Below are 16,874 nucleotides of genomic sequence, written 5' to 3' on the forward strand. Positions count from 1 at the left end.
AGCAGTTCCAGACCTGATACTTAAACCGCTTAATCCTCTGTTTCTTTTTTCTAATCCACACCTATCGAAAACCTTTGCTTCTAATGTAAAACGTATCCGACACAAGCTATAGCTAAATGAAACTTGCCAATCACCAAAACGTAGTATAGTTAAATAAAATATTATTAAAATCACAATGAAAATCAACCTATTTATCCTGACATGCTTACTTGTTATAGGTTTGTTTGTGCCAATCGGGAACTTAAGTGCCCAGGGAAACTGGGGCTCCTATTCAACAGCTATTAAGGAGCAAGGCTATGCGGGCCAGAGATTCAGGTTAACCGCGCTTATCAGAACTGAAGCTGTAACACCTGAAGCTTCAGCCCGCCAGTGGGTAAGGGTTGATCGTAACAATGGAGTTGGCTTCTTCGATAACATGTGGAACAGTCCAGTTCAATTAAACGAATGGAAGGAGTACATCATTGAAGGAACTATCGATAATGACTATTCAAAAATAGCATTTGGTATACTGTGCGAGTACAATGGCAAATTCTTTGTCGATGATCTTCGGTTGGATGTACAAACAAAGGACAGGAAGTGGAAAAGAGTTTACCGGAACGACTTTGAAACAAACGTTCTTGATCTGGAACAGGGTATTCAGGGCAGAAACCAGGGTGTTAACAATCATTATAAAGCAGCGGTAACAACTGAAAAAGCAAAGAACGGGAAGAAAAGCCTTTTAATTACTGGTGAAGGAGTACCAGAATACGGACTAGACCGTAAAGTTGGAAAGTTTGCTACTGTGAACGGTATCCAGCTCTATTATGAAACTTACGGAAGCGGTGCCCCACTTTTAGTATTGCACGGAAATGGAGGCTCCATCTCAAACGCTGCCCCACACTATCCTGAACTTATAAAAAAGTATAAGGTTATCGCTGTTGATAGCCGTGGACAAGGCAAATCAACTGACACAGACGCTGAGCTGACCTATGAGTTAATGGCTTCAGATATAAATGCCCTGTTAGAGGAACTGCAAATAGACTCTACACTTATCTGGGGTCAGAGCGACGGGGCGATCCTGGGACTGGTGCTGGCAATGAATCATCCGGGGAAGGTAAAAAAGGTGCTGGCATTCGGGGCCAATACGCAACCCGACAGTACTGCATTGTTTCCCTGGGCAGTTACGCACTTTCAAAAGCTAATAACAGACAAAAGCACAGCCCCGAAAGAGAGAAGGCTTACGCAACTCATGCTGGACCATCCCAACATTACGTTTTCCAGCCTGTCCAAAGTCAGTGTACCGGTGTTAGTGATGGCTGGCGACCGGGATGTTGTTCGTCCTGAACACACGTTAAAGCTGTTTCAAAGCCTTCCAAAGTCACAGTTATGCATTCTGCCCGGAACCACTCACGGTGCCAGTTGGGAGCAGAAGGATTTATTTATGCAGATACTGTTCGACTTTTTTGATAAACCGTTCCAAATGCCTACCACAGAAAGTTGGTTCCAATAGTTGAGTTGTTTCAACTATAATATTGAGCCTGTTTAGCGTTTATTAACATCCACACTGCCTGCCCTTGCTGCGTGTTTCCACCAGCAAGTATAATAGCCAATACCTTTTGATTGTTGGTGAAGAACACCAACAATGGCGGCGAAGTCTGTCGGACCAATGGCTTTAGCCCCTGCCCTTTCGGATTTGCAATCCTAAAATATAATGAACGCAGATTTGCAATCCGCCTTTGCAAAGGCTGCAGCTAAGAGCACGTAAGCGGATTGCAAATCCGCAAAGTATAGAGTTCCGGATTACAAATCCGAAACAGCGGCATTATACTACTACTTTGATACCTTCTTTCGGATAAACAAAGACCTTGTTGATTCGCTAACTGCTTGGTGCCGGAACAAACCTGTAACACTTAATCAACTCGAGCCAGATACCCCTTTACCTTTTCAGCTTTAGGTTTGATCAACAGGAGTAGTGGATTCTGGTGCTGGCTTGATGTTCTGGTTGAGGCGGAAGAAGTTGGTGGGGTCATACTTGTTCTTCAGTTGTACGAGCCGCTCGTAGTTGACACCGTAGGCGGCCCTGGCTCTCGCCTCGCCCTCCTCACCGACATAGTTTACGTACACCCCCTCCTCCAGGAAGGGCGCTGCGGCGCGGTAACACCTCCGTCCCCAATCAATGTTCGCCTCGGTTTCCGCCGGGTTTTGCCACATCCGGAGCACCAGAAGGCTGTGCTGGGCGTGCCGGTGGCTGAACGCTGTATCCTGCACCCCCACACGACTAATTGCCCCACCCAGCTGTTCTATCGCAACGGCGGCAAATGGTGCGGGCACAGCGCCTGCAAAAAAGTCCACAATGGCATCGATAGCCTCATCACTGAACGAGCGGAACAAGCCTGCCTTCCAGTAATGCAGCAAGCCAGGCCGAAACACCTCCGTGAGCAGGTTCTGGACCGTTGCGTACGGAACCGGTGCGATGGTGTCGGCCATAGGCGTTCCAAACGACCGCAGGGGCTGCAATACCTTCTCCCCCTCTTCGATGGCACCACAATAACAAATCATGATCGCCAGCGCAGGTCCGTGGGGCCCTGACAGCAAGGTTGCATCCGCCCTGACCTCATCGGGAGCGGTGGTTGACCAGTCCCGGTAAAAGCGCAGTACCTCTTTCGCCTGGTCCAGCGGATAAATAAGTTCGCCGCCCAGAACGGGCCCTACCGGGTGAACCCTGTATTCCAAAGAAGTGACTACCCCGAAATTTCCCCCGCCGCCCCGGATGCCCCAGAAGAGGTCTTCGTGCTCGCCGGCACTGGCCTTCAGGAACCGTCCGTCCGCCGTCACCACATCGGCAGACAGCAGGTTGTCGCAGGCCAGTCCGAACTTGCGGTTAAGGTAGCCGATGCCACCGCCAAGCGTCAGGCCTGCGATGCCGGTAGAGGGCACGATGCCTCCGGTGGTGGCTAGCCCAAACGCCTGGGTTTCATGATCGAAGTCGCCCCATGTGGCACCGCCCTCAGCACGGGCCGTCTGCTTTTCCGGATCGACGTGCACGCTCTTCATATCCGACAAATCAATCACCAGGCCGTCGTTGTTGACGGCGTTGCCCGCCACACTGTGGCCCCCACCGCGGATGGCGACTGGCAGGTCGGTTTCACGGGCGAAATTAACGGCTGTGATGACGTCCGCCACACCCGCACAGCGCACAATAAGGGCAGGTCTTTTATCGATCAGTCCGTTGAATACTTTGCGGGCATCGTCGTAGCCCTCGTCCTCTGGAAGGAAGAGCCGCCCACGCAGGTTCTCCCGCAATTCCTGAATTCTCTTGTTGCCTGTCATACCTACCTCCTATTAGTAACTGTTAAATACCTTCGAGTTCCACAAGGTGCCACTCAGCTTTTTCCATCTCAGAGTGGCATATGCACTAAAGCCGGCAGAGGGGTGATGCGTTTTTTAGATTTGCCAACCTTCTTAATAATTTTACTGCATTTGTAGTATAATCAGTTGTAATTTTGAAGGTATATCTTCAAAATTTAACGCTGCTATTTCCGGATTTGCAATCCTAAAGTATGATGTACGCGGATTTGTAATCTGCCTGAGCAAAGGCAGTAGCTATTAGCAGGTAAGCGGACTGCAAATCCGCAGAGTATAAAGCTCCGGATTACAAATCCAAAACAGCGGCGAATAGGACGTATGTGGGGAAGTATAAATTCAGGGAGCAGAGCAAGTTATACTTTGTGTGCTTTCAACCAGCTACACAAACTGCCGAAGCATCAAATAGACATCGTAAAATGCTACTCCAAAATTCTTAAACGAGCAGACCTGCAACAAAAATGGAGGCACGTGCTGCTGCTCCTATATATTCCCCAGACAGTCGGCTATCTGAAAGCTGAAAATTTCTTAAACCCGAACTCCTAAAGCAACATACAAGTAATGGCATTGAGAGGGGCGTGAATGCACGGCAGCGTGGCCCTGTGCGAGGCAGAAGCACCGGTTAATAAAAGTCATTTCAGCGAACACACATGCTACAGAACCCGCTTGAGGTAGACCCAACCGTAGATGCCATCTTCAAGGTATGCAGCGGTATCTTCTGGTCGGTAACGTACCTGCTTATCCTGCGGCGGGGCTTTGTCGACAAAAGCTATGGCATGCCGGTGGTCGCGCTCTGTGCCAACCTCTCCTGGGAGTTTATCTTTTCCTTCGTGCACCCGCACAGCACCCCACAACGCTATATCGATTATGCATGGTTCGCCCTAGATGCAGGAATTCTGATGCAGTACCTAAAGTATGGCAGAAAGGATTTTCCCGATCAATTGCCCGGCAGTCTCTTCTACCCCACCTTTTTGCTCACGCTGCTGTTGTCCTTCCTCTTCATCCTGCTGATGTCACGCGAGTTTGATGACCTGAACGGGGTATATGCTGCCTTCAGCCAAAACCTGCTGATGTCCGTGCTCTTTATTCACCTGCTGCTGCGGCGAAACGGCCCACAGGGGCAGTCGCTTTATATTGCCCTGAGCAAGATGATCGGCACCGTGTTTCCTTCGATACTGCTGTACTTATACTTCCCCGAATCATACTTTTTGATTCTGCTGTATGTCAGCATCTTTATTTTTGATATGGCTTACCTGCTGCTTCTCTACTTTAAGATCAAGACCACAGGCCTCCGCCCCTGGGGCAGGGTATAGCCCGCAAACCAGTGCTTAGCCCAAGTATAAGCGCAAGCTCAACTGCCCTCCACCATATACTTGCTGGCCGCCTCCGTCACCTGTTTCAGAATATTCTTCAGCACGGGGCTGTTGTCGTTCTTGCGCCAGGTAACGTAGAGGTTCATGGTATAGGGCAGGGTGATGAAGCGCACGTTTGGCAAAGCGCTGAAGGAGTAGGAATGCGGCAGAATGGTAACACCCAGGCCCTTTGATACCAGCCCCAGCACCATCGCCCCAAAGTCCGATTCGATGCGCACATCGGGGGTAAAGTGGTTGTCCTCGAAAATCTGCCGGAGGCTGGAAGTATAAAAGGTTGTCTGCGCCAGGTTAGACAGGATGAACTTCTCCTCCTTCAGGTCGTGTAGCCCCGTAAAGTTCTCCTCGTTAAGCCGATGGCTGTGCGGCACGACTAGCGCAAAAGGCTCCGAGTAAAGGCACACAGACTGCAGTGCAGGGTTCTCAGCCGGGTCACGCCGGAAAGCCAGGTCCATCTGGTAATTCAGCAACAGCTGCTCAAAGCTGACGTCAGTCGGCTCCACCAGGTCTACCTTCAGCTCAGGCAGGGTGCGGGAGATACTGGCGATCAGATCCGGCATAAAGCTGTAGGCGATGGAGCCCGGGTAACCGATCCTCACGGTGCCGAATGCCCCCTCGTGTATCTTTTTTGCCTGCAGGTGAATGCGGTTTATCTCGTCGAGCAGCGGCAGCCACTGGTCCCGCAAAAACGTGCCGGCCTCAGTCAGCTTCACGCTCCGCTTTGTCCTTTCGAAAAGCTGCACCCCAAGCTCGTCCTCCAAAGCCTTTATTTGCCTGCTAAGGGCAGACTGCGTGATGAACATCCGCTCGGCCGTATTCCAGAAGTGCAGTTCCTGCGCCAGTGCCAGAAAGTACTTTATCTGCTGTAGCTCCATCCGCTCTGATCTATTTTTTGCATTAGTTAAGCGAATAAAAGCATTTTTAAACCCATTTACACCTGTTTTCTTTGCATTGATTACTAAAGCGCATAAGAATGGTATCATTACGCAAATACATCGGGGAGGCAATAGGCTGGACAAGCGCCCTGTTCTCCGTTACGGCTTTCACCCTGAACAGCATGGGACTCGTGAGCAGCCAGTCGTTAGAATACCTTGGAATGAACATCGTTGGGTGCTTTCTTATGATTATGTATGCGGCGGCGAAGAAGGCACATGCAAGCTGGGTGCTCAACGCTATCTTCCTGCTGGTGGCCGTTATTGCACTGGTTAGGGTCTATGTGATGCAGTCGTAAACTCTCCATCACAGTTTTAATGATGTTATAAAGTATAAATACAAACTGCAGCTACACTTACATGGCTTCCTGAGGCAGCTTTAGTTCAAACTCCCTGCCTTGCGGCACTGTTAATCTGTAGTCTTTCACCCAGGGGTTGTAGAGGCGCAGCGTCTTGTAGTTGGTGCCCTGTTCCAGCGCAAATGCAGGCAGGTCTGAAATGGTGGATGTAACTTTTACAGAACGGGCAGGCAGCGGCATATAGCCATGTTCCTCGGTCATCTCAAAGCCATACTTTGTGGGGTTGCCCAGCACCTCTTTCAGGGCCAGAATCCGGAACATGTAGCGTGATGTCTCGTCGTTCAGGTAAAGGTCGTAATAAGAGCTTACCCCCTGCCGCTCCAGCGCACGGCCCAGCCCGGCCATACCTCGGTTATAGGAGGCGGCGGCATTGGTCCAGGAGCCGAACCGCTCTTTGGCTCTTTTCAGGTACTCCACGGCGGCAAGCGTGGCTTTTTGCACATGGAAACGCTCATCCACTTCACCATTCACGATCAGGCCGTAGCCACGGGCGGTGTCGGGCATCAGCTGCCAGAAACCTGCGGCACCTGCCGGTGAGGTAACATGGCCAAACAGGCTTTCGGCCAGGGCCAGGTATATAAAATCTTCGGGAATGCCGTTCTCCTTCAGCAGCGCTTTAATCTCCGGCACGTAACGCTGCATGCGCTTCAGGCCCAGCAAGGTGGTAGCGTGCAGGTAGGAGTTTACGAGTAATTCGCGGTCCAGCCGCTCTGCCACGTCGGGCACATGCAGCGGCACCGGCTCACCGGCAAAACTAAGAGCCTCCGGCACTGCCGGCGGACTAAAAACCGGTTTCAGGGCATTCACGTTCGTTTCTGATGCGGCGGTCATGCCTCCCGCCGTCATGATCTGCTGCTGGCTACACAACTGCACCGCCAACACAATAAGTAACGTAATCCCCAGGTATTTCCAGATTTGCTGTGCCATGGCTTCCTCCCTTCTTTCTCTTAAAGTATAACATTTCAAACGCTCACTTTAAGGTAGCTAAAAAATGGGCAAACATCAATACAGGTGCCGCCTGAGCAGGTGAATTATACTTTATTTCTAGCGAGCAACATGTTGTGCCGGTTTACGCCTGCAGATTCACCAGTTTTGCTCCTAAAAGCGGCTCGCTCCGTCGCTTTACAACCTGCTAGAGCGTTGCTCGCAACTCTAAAGCGCAGAGTCGTTTCAGTCTCTTTTTTTGTCATCCTGAAAGGGTCTTGTGGGCCTGTAGCGAAAGCTTAACCTCCCCTCCACCAGGTTTCTTAGCAGAATGACAGTAATTTTTGAGCCTATTCCTTATACTTCTAGCGCGAGCGTCCTCGCCCCGAAATGCTTCAGAATCTTCGACTCGAGACTGACTATTCCTGGCCCTTCCGGTACAGGATGAGGCGGATGCTTGCGCTTTAGACAAACAAAAAGCCCGGATGATGTCACCCGGGCCTCCTGTAGTAAGCTGCTTCGTACTTATTGCTTGCGAACCTTTATCGTTTGGGCAGACGCACCGTCGGTTACACGCACCAGGTATAAACCAGAAGGGAGGGCAGTCAGATCGAGCTGCTGGGTATCAGTACTGGTTGCGTTGAGGTGGCGCACCAACTGTCCGCTGAAAGTATACACCTGCACCTGCAACCCACCTGCGAAAGCCACTTTTTTCAGCTCCAGGTATACTTTTCCGTCTGTTGTCGGGTTTGGGTACAGCACCACTCCCTTCAGCACCTTCATTTCATCCCCAATGCCGTTAGGGTTCTGCACACTTAAGGTAGCAGTGGCTGTGCCAGTGTGGTTGATATCGTTTATGGTGGCCACTACCTCATACCTGCCTGCTTTGGTTGGGGCCGTTTCGGAGCCGTTGTAGGTAAGTATAACAGCCAATCCCGCCGGTGTGGTAGTAACCGTAACCTGCTTCGGTTCTCCGTCCTCCGGCTGCTCCAGGTCGGCAAACGTAATTTCGGCACTGGCTTTCTCTACTGTTAACATACCGACCTGATAGGTGAAATCATACAGCTCATCGCTGGCTCCTGCTACGGTAATGGGGTATGTACCGGCATTACTCTCTGCTGTGGCAGCAGTTGCAAGAGAAGGTTTCACATCCAGCACCTCTTCGGTATCGGCCCCTGCAAAACCTGACAAAGTATAGGTCAGGGTCGGATTCGCCTCCCCATAGGTTCTGGTTTGGGAGTTGGCTTGTACGGTCAGCATTCTTTTCGTCACCTGAAACGTACGCGTAACCTCCGCTGCTTCGTGGCATCCTGTGGCAGCCATTGCTGCCGTAACAGTTACCTCCCCTATGCCGGTTATGGTAAGTTGATTTCCGTTAACGGTGGCTGGTCCGGTTACTATGTAGGAGATGTCTCCTTCAGCAGAAGCAGTCGCGTTTAAGCTGTTAGGCCCGTCGCCGTACATGGCGTTGGTAAGCGCGGCAAACGAAATCACCTGCTCGGCCTTTTGCACAGTTACGGTTGCAGTAGCCGTGGAGCTGTTGCCCTGGCTATCAACCACAGTCAGCGTTACAACCTGATTCCCGATATCAGCACAGGTAAAGTTTGCTTTATCGATAGAAACCGAAGCCAGCGAACAATTGTCGGATGACCCGTTGTTTATATCCGAAGCACTGATCGTGGCTGTACCTGCCTGAGATAAGCGCACCGAGAGGTTCTTGGTACGCGCTACAGGGGCTGTATGATCTTCTACGGTTATACTTGTTTGCACGGAACTGCTGGCTCCGAAAGTATCGGTTACGGTAAACGTTACTTCCGTAACGCCCAGCGGATAAGGCCCTGCAGGAGAAACGGAGTAAGTCAGCGCATCCCCGTCCGGATCGCTGGAGCCGTTATTAAACGCCTTGGCTGTAGTAGTTGCCTCGCAGCTGGCTACCACTACCATGCTGACTGGCTGCGCGACTGCAACCGGCGCATTGTTGGCTGGCGTAACAGTTATACTTACCGTTGCCGGGTCGGAATCTTCAGTGCCGTTGTTCACTTTATAGGTAAACGAATCGCTACCGCTGGCACCGGCGGCTGGGGTATAGGTAAAAGCTCCCGTTTCTGCGTTTGTAATTGTTAGTGTTCCTTTTCCAGGCGTTGTCACCACTGCGTAAGTAACAGCTTTCCCCCAAGGGTCGTTGCCTGTAAGGGTGCCCTCATGCGTAGCGTTAGCGCTCACAGAGAAGCTAATTGCATTGGCCTGCGGCTTCGTGTTTCCTACCACCCGGATGCGGTGATTGCCCTGGTCCGCAATAAAAACATTGCCTGCGTCATTAACCGAAACACCGGCAGGAAAGTAAAGGCTGGCATTTATAGCCGGGCCGCCGTCTCCACTAAACCCTTCCACGGTTCCGGCCACTTGGGTTATTGTACCGTCCGCAGCGTTCACCTTGCGGACCATGTTGTTTTGATTATCAGCGATAAACACGTTACCTGCAGCATCAACTGCTACTCCCATAGGGAAGCTTAGGCTTGCCTCTGTTGCAGGGCCACCGTTACCTATGTTTCCTGTTCTCCCGTTGCCAGCTATTGTGGAGATAGTACCGTCTGCGGCACTCACCATACGGATCTTGTTATTAAATGCATCCGCAATGTAGAGGTTGTCTGCCGCATCAAAAGCAAGCCCGTGCGGTCCATCAAGGCGGGCGCTGGTGGCGGGGCCATTATCGCCGATAGCCCCTGCTTTACCGTTTCCGGCTACCGTAGAGATGGTGCCATCGGCTGCGTTCAGCTTACGTACAACATTATTCAACCAATCCGAAAGGTAGAGATTACCTGCCTTGTCTATAGCCAAACCATAAAGATCGCCGATACCGGCACTGGTAGCCGGGCCGCCGTCACCGCTGTAGCTCCTGGAACCATTACCGGCCACAGTGGCAATGCTCCCGTCCAGGGCGTTTATCTTGCGCACCCTTTGGTTCTGGTAATCGGCAATGTAAAGGTTTCCAGCACCATCTATGGCAATACCGACAGGTTCGTTCAGGCTGGCATTAATGGCCGGGCCGCCATCCCCGCTAAAACCAGCGGTACCGTTTCCGGCTACGGTTGTAATGGTGCCGCTGCCCACGCTTACCTTGCGAATGCGGTGGTTGAAAATATCTGCTATATAAATGTTACCAGCGGCGTCTATGGCCACACTACTTGGGTTATCCAGACTTGCGCTGGCAGCGTGCCCGCCATCACCGCTGAAGGCTGCGGTTCCGTTTCCGGCGAAGGTTGTGATGTTCTGCGCTGTGGCTTCATGAGCACAAAACCATACTATTAGGGCAAACAGCAGGCATAGTTTTGCCATGCTGGCCTTGCCACCCTTCCCGAAGGGCATATTAAGTTGCTTCATAAAACAGGGGGTAAAAGTGTCTCTATAAGTTTCGTTTTAAGTGTAATGATTGTATTGGGCTTTACTGAACAAGATTAGCCTCTCGCTCCGCCACCGTGATACGGTTTGTACTGATTCATCCGAAGTCCAAATATACATATTTGAATATATACCTGCTAATAGTTTGTCTCATGCATTTTTAAAGTATAGAACCCCCGATATTAATTGCATCGTTCTGCGACAGGGAGATGGCTGTAGCATTGTTTCTGTAGCACTTGCTTGTACTTGCAGCCGCATCTCCCTCCTCCATAATTTTGTATTAACGAAATGAACTTATACCTTTACTAACACTGTTAGGTAAAATAACAGAGATAGTATAAATGGGAATAGCGGAACGTAAGAAACGGCATAAGGAAGAGGTAAGAGCCTCCATACTTGAGGCTGCCTGGCAACTAGTGGTGCAGGATGGGTGGCAGGCGCTTTCTATCCGCAAGATTGCGGAGGCCATTGAGTATAGCGTTCCGGTTATTTATGACCACTTCGCCAACAAGGAAGCCATCCTGCTGGAGCTGACGAAACAGGGCTTCCGGAAGCTGAACGAGGCCCTTATTAAGGCGAAGCAGCAAGCCCAAAGCCCGGAAGAGCAGATAGAGGCGATGGCTTATACTTACTGGAGGTTCGCTTTCGAGAACACAGCCTACTACCAGGTAATGTATGGCCTGGGCATCCCCTCCTGCGAGACAGTGAACCAGATCAGCGAACTAAGCACTTTCAGCGAACTGATCCTGGAGCCGATTAAGGAGTTGATCGCCTCAGGCAAGCACCCGGACACGGACCCGTTCCTGAAGCTGCATACGTTCTGGTCGATGCTGCATGGCCTGATCTCCATCAATATGATGGGTGCAGAACAGCATAAGGAAGAATTAAACCAGATGGTGCTGAAGGATTTTATCCGTGGCTTTATATCAGGTATGAAAGCATAATTTTTTTGCCCTTATACTTAACACTGTTAGGAAATATAGCATCATTAGATTTTTATAATACACAACAAGAGTAAATTTAATTCAGATTACAATGGCAACTACAAAATGGTCTCTGGACCCAACCCACAGCGAGCTTGGTTTCAAAATTAAGCACCTGATGATCTCCAATGTTACCGGTAAGTTCACCCAGTTCGAGGCTGAGGCTGAGACAGAAGGCGATGACTTTACAAACGCAAAGGTGGTGGCAAACATTAACCCCGCCTCTATCGATACAAGCAACGAGCAACGCGACGAGCACCTGCGCAACGCCGACTTCTTTGCCGTAGAATCTCACCCGAACATGAAGTTTGTTTCTACCAAAGTAGAGAAAGTGGATGAGGAAACCTTTACCCTCTTCGGCGACCTGACGATTAAAGACACGACAAAGCCCGTGAAGCTTTCAGTAGAGAACAATGGCGTTGCGACAGACCCTTGGGGCAATGTGAAGGCTGGTTTTTCTATCAGCGGCAAGATAAACCGCAAAGACTGGGGCATTAACTATAATGCTGCCCTAGAGACTGGCGGTGTGATGCTGGGTGAAGAACTGAAGATTCAAGCCGAAGTGCAGCTGGTAAAGCAGGCTTAGCACCACGAACCTATAAAGTATAGCGCGAGGCTGTTCCGGAATCCGGGGCAGCCTCGTTTGTTTTACATGCGATTTTCCGGATAGGAACAACAATTCCCCCACTCCTTCTAAATCTATACTTTACTATACCATACTTTGCCTACACACTGGCTTTTACACCCACCACTTAAAAGTGTAAATCAGATTGCTTAAACACAATTAAGAAACCGTATAGTTCTATTAATTTAAAGTATAAAAGTACAAGCGCAGGCAGTCGCACTACTGCCCCGTCTGCTTCCGCCACCCTCAGCTACCCGGGTTTACCTTCTGCAATTATGAAACTAACAACTATACGCATGAAAACATTGACAAACTTTTTAGACAACTTCCAGCTTGGGACTAAACCTGGTACGGTAGCTATTTCCCAACAGATACTTCTTATCGAGCCTATGCTCCGGGGAGTAGCAGTAGCACTTGTTGGCACGTTGCTCTTGTTTACGCAATGCCAGACCTTAGTGGATGAAGAGCCGAAGCCCGCAAGCGCCTCCGCTGCCGCAATAACGCAGCAAACCATAACTAGGGTGGATGGCATCGTTACGCTGGTTGACTGCAGTACCGAAGTACTGACATCAGGAGAAATCATACAGATTTGCATACCTGCCCAGTGGAATGGAGAACTCATACTTTATGCCCGCGGCTATATACCTGCTTTTGAGCCACTGCGGTTGCCCACTGAGGCCACCCTTTATGGCCCACTTTTCACCAGTGCAGGCTATGCCTTTGCCACCACCAGTTACAGCGATAACGGACTGGCCGTGCAGACTGGCATCCAGGATATGATCAACCTCAGAAACCTGTTTATTGAACGCTACGGCGAGCCCGAAGAGATTTACCTGACTGGTGCTTCGGAGGGCGGATTGGTTACCACGCTGGCCATAGAACGCTACCCTGAGCTGTGGAGCGGCGGCTTATCCCTGTGCGGCCCTTGTGGGGATTTCCAGCGGCAGATAAATTACTACGGCAACTTCAGGGTGCTGTTCGATTATTTCTTCCCTGGTGTACTACCCGGCACTGTGGTGGACTTCCCGCAAGAGATGATAATCCAGTGGGAAAGCGTATATGCGCCCGCCGTTATCGATGCCATCTCCCAAAACCCTGAAGCAACGTTTATGCTCCTGAACGTGGCGCAGGCACCTTACGACCCCACAAACCCTAACACAATCGGGGAGACAGTGCTGGACTTGCTTAGGTATAACCTGTTTATCCTGGATGCGGTTGAGAAGCTTGGCGGCCAGCCTTTTGACAACACGGACTATGTATACTCCGGCACGGGCAGCGCAGCCCTAGACCTTCTACTTAACCAGGAGGTGCAACGCTACGCTGCAGACAAGGAAGCTACTAAAACTATAAAGAAATACTACGAGACAAGCGGCATCATTAAAAAGCCGCTTGTGAAGTCGCACACAACCCTGGACCCTATCCAGCTGATCTGGAACATGACCTTGTACCAGAATAAAGTACCCACTGGCAAAAGCTCTCTTTTTGCGGCCTATCCGGTATCACGCTACGGGCACTGCATCTTTACAGAGATGGAGGCACTGACTGCCTTTGCCGCATTACAGCAGAAAGTAGACGATCAGGAAGAGCACCCGTTGGCGAAGGTGAAAGACTCGGATGGCAAGATTGTTCGCTCTGTTACAACAACCTCAGAACTGGCGTCAGCGAAATAGCAAGTATAAACTTTCAGCCGTTGCTGGCGAAGTGCCAGCAACGGCTGAGGTTACCCCCGCTCAATGACAATGTACCTGGCCGAGAAGCCATTGCTTTTGTAAAGTACCTGCAGTGCTGTGACGAGCGACTGTATACCTGAGCTTTTCGTGTTGTGGCTGCTGAGCGGCTCCAGGTAATTTTTGTAGCCTCTCCCGCTGACGCGCCCCACAAAACTCCTGGCCTCTGCTTCCTCTACGTCCTGCAACCCCTTGGCCAGTACCACGCGCCGCATGTACGGCATTGCGGACTTCATGCTCTGGTAATCGGAAAAGGCGTAAAGGCGGTAGTAGGAGCTCAGTTTAATGGAGTTCATGGGGCAAAGATAGCACGTTGGCTTTAAAGGACGTTCAGGTAGGTTTGTAGCAAAGGCAAAACAGATATCCTTCATCAGTAAAAAAGCCATGCAAATTCTCATCTGCATGGCTTTTAGGTTTATACTTTAGCAGCCTGTCTCAGCTGCTTATGCTCTTTAATTCTTTACCTGCACCGGCAGGCCTTCCAGTTGGGCGTAGCTTAGCTTCCATTCGCCTTCGTCTGTTTTCTTCCAGAGAAGTATAAAGTTACCCTCTCCAATACCGCGCAACTGATCCTGCCCGGTTGGCAAAACATCCACGGAGAAAGTACCTGCCTCATAAGCCATGGCTTCGTCTACACCCGAGCTTACCACGTTTGTTTTCAAGTCGGTGATGGTGCTGTAGGTATCTTTTACCCACTTGTTGGCCACCTCGGTTTTTCCGGTAAAGTGCGTTTCGCCCTGTATGAACTGAACATCATCCGCAAAGTAAGAGATCACTTTTTCCGGGTCGTTGCTGTTCCAGGCTCCAATAAACTCCTGGTTCAGGCTTTGTACGTTCACCGCCTCCTCCGGCTGCGAGCAGGAAGTAAAAACAGCGGCAAAAAACAGGATATATAAATAACGTTTCATAAGTCTGATTATTAAAGTATAACATCAGTAAGTGTGGCCTGTCTGCGGCAAGCTTTACACTTGCTGCAGAGAAGCTATTGTACACTTACTTACCAACTCTTTCTTCTTACTTCAGAAGTAGCGTACGCTGTAGAAGGGTCACCGAAAGACAGGTTTGGCAAATAGCCCATGCTGATGATCGGGTTATAGACTTCCTCGCTATAGGCCGCATAAGGCACTGTTACCTGATTTTGCGCTACCAATGCCTGCTTGGCTGGCTCAGCCTGCTTCTTAGCGGCTAGCGGTTTTCTGGCAGTAGTAGTTTTAGAGGCAACTGTTCTGGTGTTTCTGGCCTCTGCGGCTACCCTGTTAGCGGCGGCAATTCGTTCTGCCTCTGCTGCTCTCTCTGCCTCTGCTGCTTTTTGTCTGTTATCGATGCCTTTACCGATGGCATAGCCTGCGCCGCCGCCTACCACGCCACCCACTACACCGCCAACCACGCGGTTACGCTTATGTATAATGGCGCCAGCTGCCGCACCAGTGGCAGCACCAATAACGGCACCCTTCGCTTGCGGGCTTATCTTTCTGTCTTGTGCTTCTGTTGCTGAGCTCAGTAAGATCGATACTATAAAGACCAAACTGAAAATGTAATGTACCTTTTTCATAAAACGTGTTTTTAAGGTTTTTATAAACTATCACGTATGGATGAGGGTAGAATTACAAGATGTGTGCCACAACAGCTAAACCAACTACAACACAAGCTGTATAACACTGAATATCAGTACATTATTTTTATAAAATTTTTTATACAGTGATATAACAGCGGGAGCTATCGCCAGGAAAAGAGAAAGGAAATGGGTAGTTTTATACTTATTCTGCTGCCTTACGAAACATCAGAAAGTGCTGGCGGGGCAGCATGTCTACCTGCCTGTGCAGTTCAAAGCCATTAGCGCCCAGCTCTTTGGTTATCTGCTCCACACTCATTTTGTGCAGCTCCTTCACCTGCACATCGGGGTCCTCGGCGCGGTATTCCAGCAACAGCAGGATGCCATCAGGTTTTAGCGCCCGGTGTATGTCCTGCAGCATCTCTTTGGGGTACTCCAGTTCGTGGTACACATCCACCATAAATGCCAGGTCCAGCAGGTTTTCGGGCAGGTTTATACTTTGGCTGCCGCCTTTCACCACTTCCACGTTTGTCAGGCCGCGTTCTGCCGCGCGTTCTTTTAACGCCGCCACAAACTCATCCTGCACATCAATGGCGTATACTTTACCATTCGGCATTTTGGGAGCTATCCTGAAAGTATAATATCCCACACCCGCACCGATATCGGCCACCACGCTGTTGGGTCGCAGCCCCATGTTCTCAATGGCTACACTCGCCTTGTCCTGCTCTTCCCGCGACTCCCGCTCCAGCCACGCACCGCCAGCCGGACTGATAATGCCTGCTATCTCGCGGCCCATGTATACTTTTCCTATGCCACCGCGGCTCGCCGTTTTATAGGTATAGCCATCTGATGAAGCCGGCTTTTTTTCCTGCTGTTGCGCCAGGCAGGAGTTGCAGGCGCTCAGGCACAGCGTTAGCAGTAGCAAGTATAGTTTGGCTGTTGCAGGCAGGTGCATAGGCTATCAGGTTAATTTTTCGAGGCGCTGCGTTAAGTCATCAATCAGTTCTTCGCTCCACCTGCTAGCCACCTCTTCATACTCCGGTTTTTCCCAACGCTGCAGGTAAGGTTTTTCGAGCCAGCTGTTATTTTTGTCTGGCCCCACGGTATAGCTGGTATACTCCAGTTTAAAGATTACGTCTTTGGCCAGGTCAAAAGTTTCTATGCCAGGCTTCTGAAAGCCCTCCAGCCGCAGCTTTAGCCCCAGCTGCTGCACATTGCCGTTCTCTACACTTACCTCTGTGTCAGCATCTGAAGCCGGGTCTTTTGTCCAGGTGTCTATAACCCGCTCCAACCCGAAGTTATCGAACAGCGGAAGTACAGGCATGATGCTTTGATGAATGTGTTCTGCCAGCGCGGGCAGGATGGTGTTGTAGAGGTGCTGGATGGCTTGTTTATCGCGGGTTGGATGTTCCATAATATGTTTTGTTGTTGATGTTGATGTGGCTGTTTTTTCGTCAACTATACTTTCATAGCCACTGCTTTTAACAATTGGAGGCAAGCTATCTTCCCTAGCTCCTGTTCATCCTCAGTCTTACGAACCTGTAGTTGCACCTCCGGCTTTGGCTCCCTCAAGGCCGGGTGGCCTCGTCCTCGGGCATCGCGCTGGGAGCTTTTCCTTTGCTCCTGCGTCGCAATACCTCGCTGTCGCTCAGCACCGGAAA

15 protein-coding genes are annotated in these 16,874 nt (G+C 50.5%); 6 read left to right on the forward strand and 9 right to left on the reverse strand.

Translation table 11 applies throughout. The features are described from left to right. Nucleotides 1-175 precede the first annotated feature (175 nt). Nucleotides 176-1,489: an alpha/beta fold hydrolase gene (locus tag OO017_RS17275; protein WP_266053946.1), complete on the forward strand. Its 1,314-nt coding sequence runs from the start codon at nt 176-178 to the stop codon at nt 1,487-1,489. 440 nt (nt 1,490-1,929) lie between these two features. On the opposite strand, the gene OO017_RS17280 is transcribed toward OO017_RS17275, so the two are convergent. Next, nucleotides 1,930-3,309, reverse strand: a complete 1,380-nt coding sequence (locus OO017_RS17280) for an FAD-binding oxidoreductase (protein ID WP_266053947.1) — start codon at nt 3,307-3,309, stop codon at nt 1,930-1,932. Between the two features lie 683 nt (nt 3,310-3,992). Here OO017_RS17280 and OO017_RS17285 point away from each other — a divergent pair. Beyond that, entirely contained in the window at nt 3,993-4,655 is a 663-nt protein-coding gene (locus tag OO017_RS17285) for a transmembrane-type terpene cyclase (protein WP_266053948.1), read from the forward strand. A gap of 38 nt (nt 4,656-4,693) precedes the next feature. Here OO017_RS17285 and OO017_RS17290 read toward each other — a convergent pair whose 3' ends face one another. Continuing rightward, on the reverse strand, nt 4,694-5,587 hold the full coding sequence (locus OO017_RS17290) for a LysR family transcriptional regulator (protein WP_266053949.1): 894 nt from the start codon (nt 5,585-5,587) through the stop codon (nt 4,694-4,696). A gap of 98 nt (nt 5,588-5,685) precedes the next feature. Between OO017_RS17290 and OO017_RS17295 the strand changes: the two genes are divergently transcribed. Then, nucleotides 5,686-5,943: a CBU_0592 family membrane protein gene (locus OO017_RS17295; RefSeq protein ID WP_266053950.1), complete on the forward strand. Its 258-nt coding sequence runs from the start codon at nt 5,686-5,688 to the stop codon at nt 5,941-5,943. Between the two features lie 57 nt (nt 5,944-6,000). Here OO017_RS17295 and OO017_RS17300 read toward each other — a convergent pair whose 3' ends face one another. Next, nucleotides 6,001-6,930: a lytic transglycosylase domain-containing protein gene (locus OO017_RS17300; protein ID WP_266053951.1), complete on the reverse strand. Its 930-nt coding sequence runs from the start codon at nt 6,928-6,930 to the stop codon at nt 6,001-6,003. Nucleotides 6,931-7,452: 522 nt separating this feature from the next. After that, nucleotides 7,453-10,308, reverse strand: a complete 2,856-nt coding sequence (locus OO017_RS17305; protein ID WP_266053952.1) for an MBG domain-containing protein — start codon at nt 10,306-10,308, stop codon at nt 7,453-7,455. A gap of 359 nt (nt 10,309-10,667) precedes the next feature. On the opposite strand from OO017_RS17305, the gene OO017_RS17310 reads away from it, so the two are divergent. The 3 genes from OO017_RS17310 (at nt 10,668) to OO017_RS17320 (ending at nt 13,604) form a co-directional block, all read left to right on the forward strand. Then, nucleotides 10,668-11,270, forward strand: coding sequence for a TetR/AcrR family transcriptional regulator (locus tag OO017_RS17310; protein WP_266053953.1), 603 nt, complete (start codon nt 10,668-10,670; stop codon nt 11,268-11,270). Nucleotides 11,271-11,361: 91 nt separating this feature from the next. Beyond that, the gene (locus OO017_RS17315) at nt 11,362-11,895 is read left to right on the forward strand and encodes a YceI family protein (protein ID WP_266053954.1); all 534 of its coding nucleotides are present in this window, start codon (nt 11,362-11,364) and stop codon (nt 11,893-11,895) included. A 335-nt stretch (nt 11,896-12,230) separates the two neighbouring features. Further along, the gene (locus OO017_RS17320; protein WP_266053955.1) at nt 12,231-13,604 is read left to right on the forward strand and encodes an alpha/beta hydrolase family protein; all 1,374 of its coding nucleotides are present in this window, start codon (nt 12,231-12,233) and stop codon (nt 13,602-13,604) included. Nucleotides 13,605-13,654: 50 nt separating this feature from the next. Here OO017_RS17320 and OO017_RS17325 read toward each other — a convergent pair whose 3' ends face one another. From OO017_RS17325 to OO017_RS17345, 5 genes are all read right to left on the reverse strand, one after another. Then, nucleotides 13,655-13,957 (reverse strand): hypothetical protein, encoded by a 303-nt coding sequence (locus OO017_RS17325; protein WP_266053956.1) that lies wholly within the window; start codon nt 13,955-13,957, stop codon nt 13,655-13,657. A gap of 156 nt (nt 13,958-14,113) precedes the next feature. After that, nucleotides 14,114-14,569, reverse strand: coding sequence for a YybH family protein (locus OO017_RS17330; protein ID WP_266053957.1), 456 nt, complete (start codon nt 14,567-14,569; stop codon nt 14,114-14,116). A gap of 89 nt (nt 14,570-14,658) precedes the next feature. Then, nucleotides 14,659-15,213, reverse strand: a complete 555-nt coding sequence (locus tag OO017_RS17335; RefSeq protein ID WP_266053958.1) for a YMGG-like glycine zipper-containing protein — start codon at nt 15,211-15,213, stop codon at nt 14,659-14,661. A 205-nt stretch (nt 15,214-15,418) separates the two neighbouring features. Beyond that, nucleotides 15,419-16,168, reverse strand: coding sequence for a class I SAM-dependent methyltransferase (locus OO017_RS17340; protein ID WP_266053959.1), 750 nt, complete (start codon nt 16,166-16,168; stop codon nt 15,419-15,421). Nucleotides 16,169-16,174: 6 nt separating this feature from the next. After that, the gene (locus OO017_RS17345) at nt 16,175-16,627 is read right to left on the reverse strand and encodes a hypothetical protein (protein WP_266053960.1); all 453 of its coding nucleotides are present in this window, start codon (nt 16,625-16,627) and stop codon (nt 16,175-16,177) included. Between the last annotated feature and the right edge of the window lie 247 nt (nt 16,628-16,874).

The organism is Pontibacter anaerobius (assembly GCF_026241195.1).
Lineage (GTDB): Bacteria > Bacteroidota > Bacteroidia > Cytophagales > Hymenobacteraceae > Pontibacter > Pontibacter anaerobius.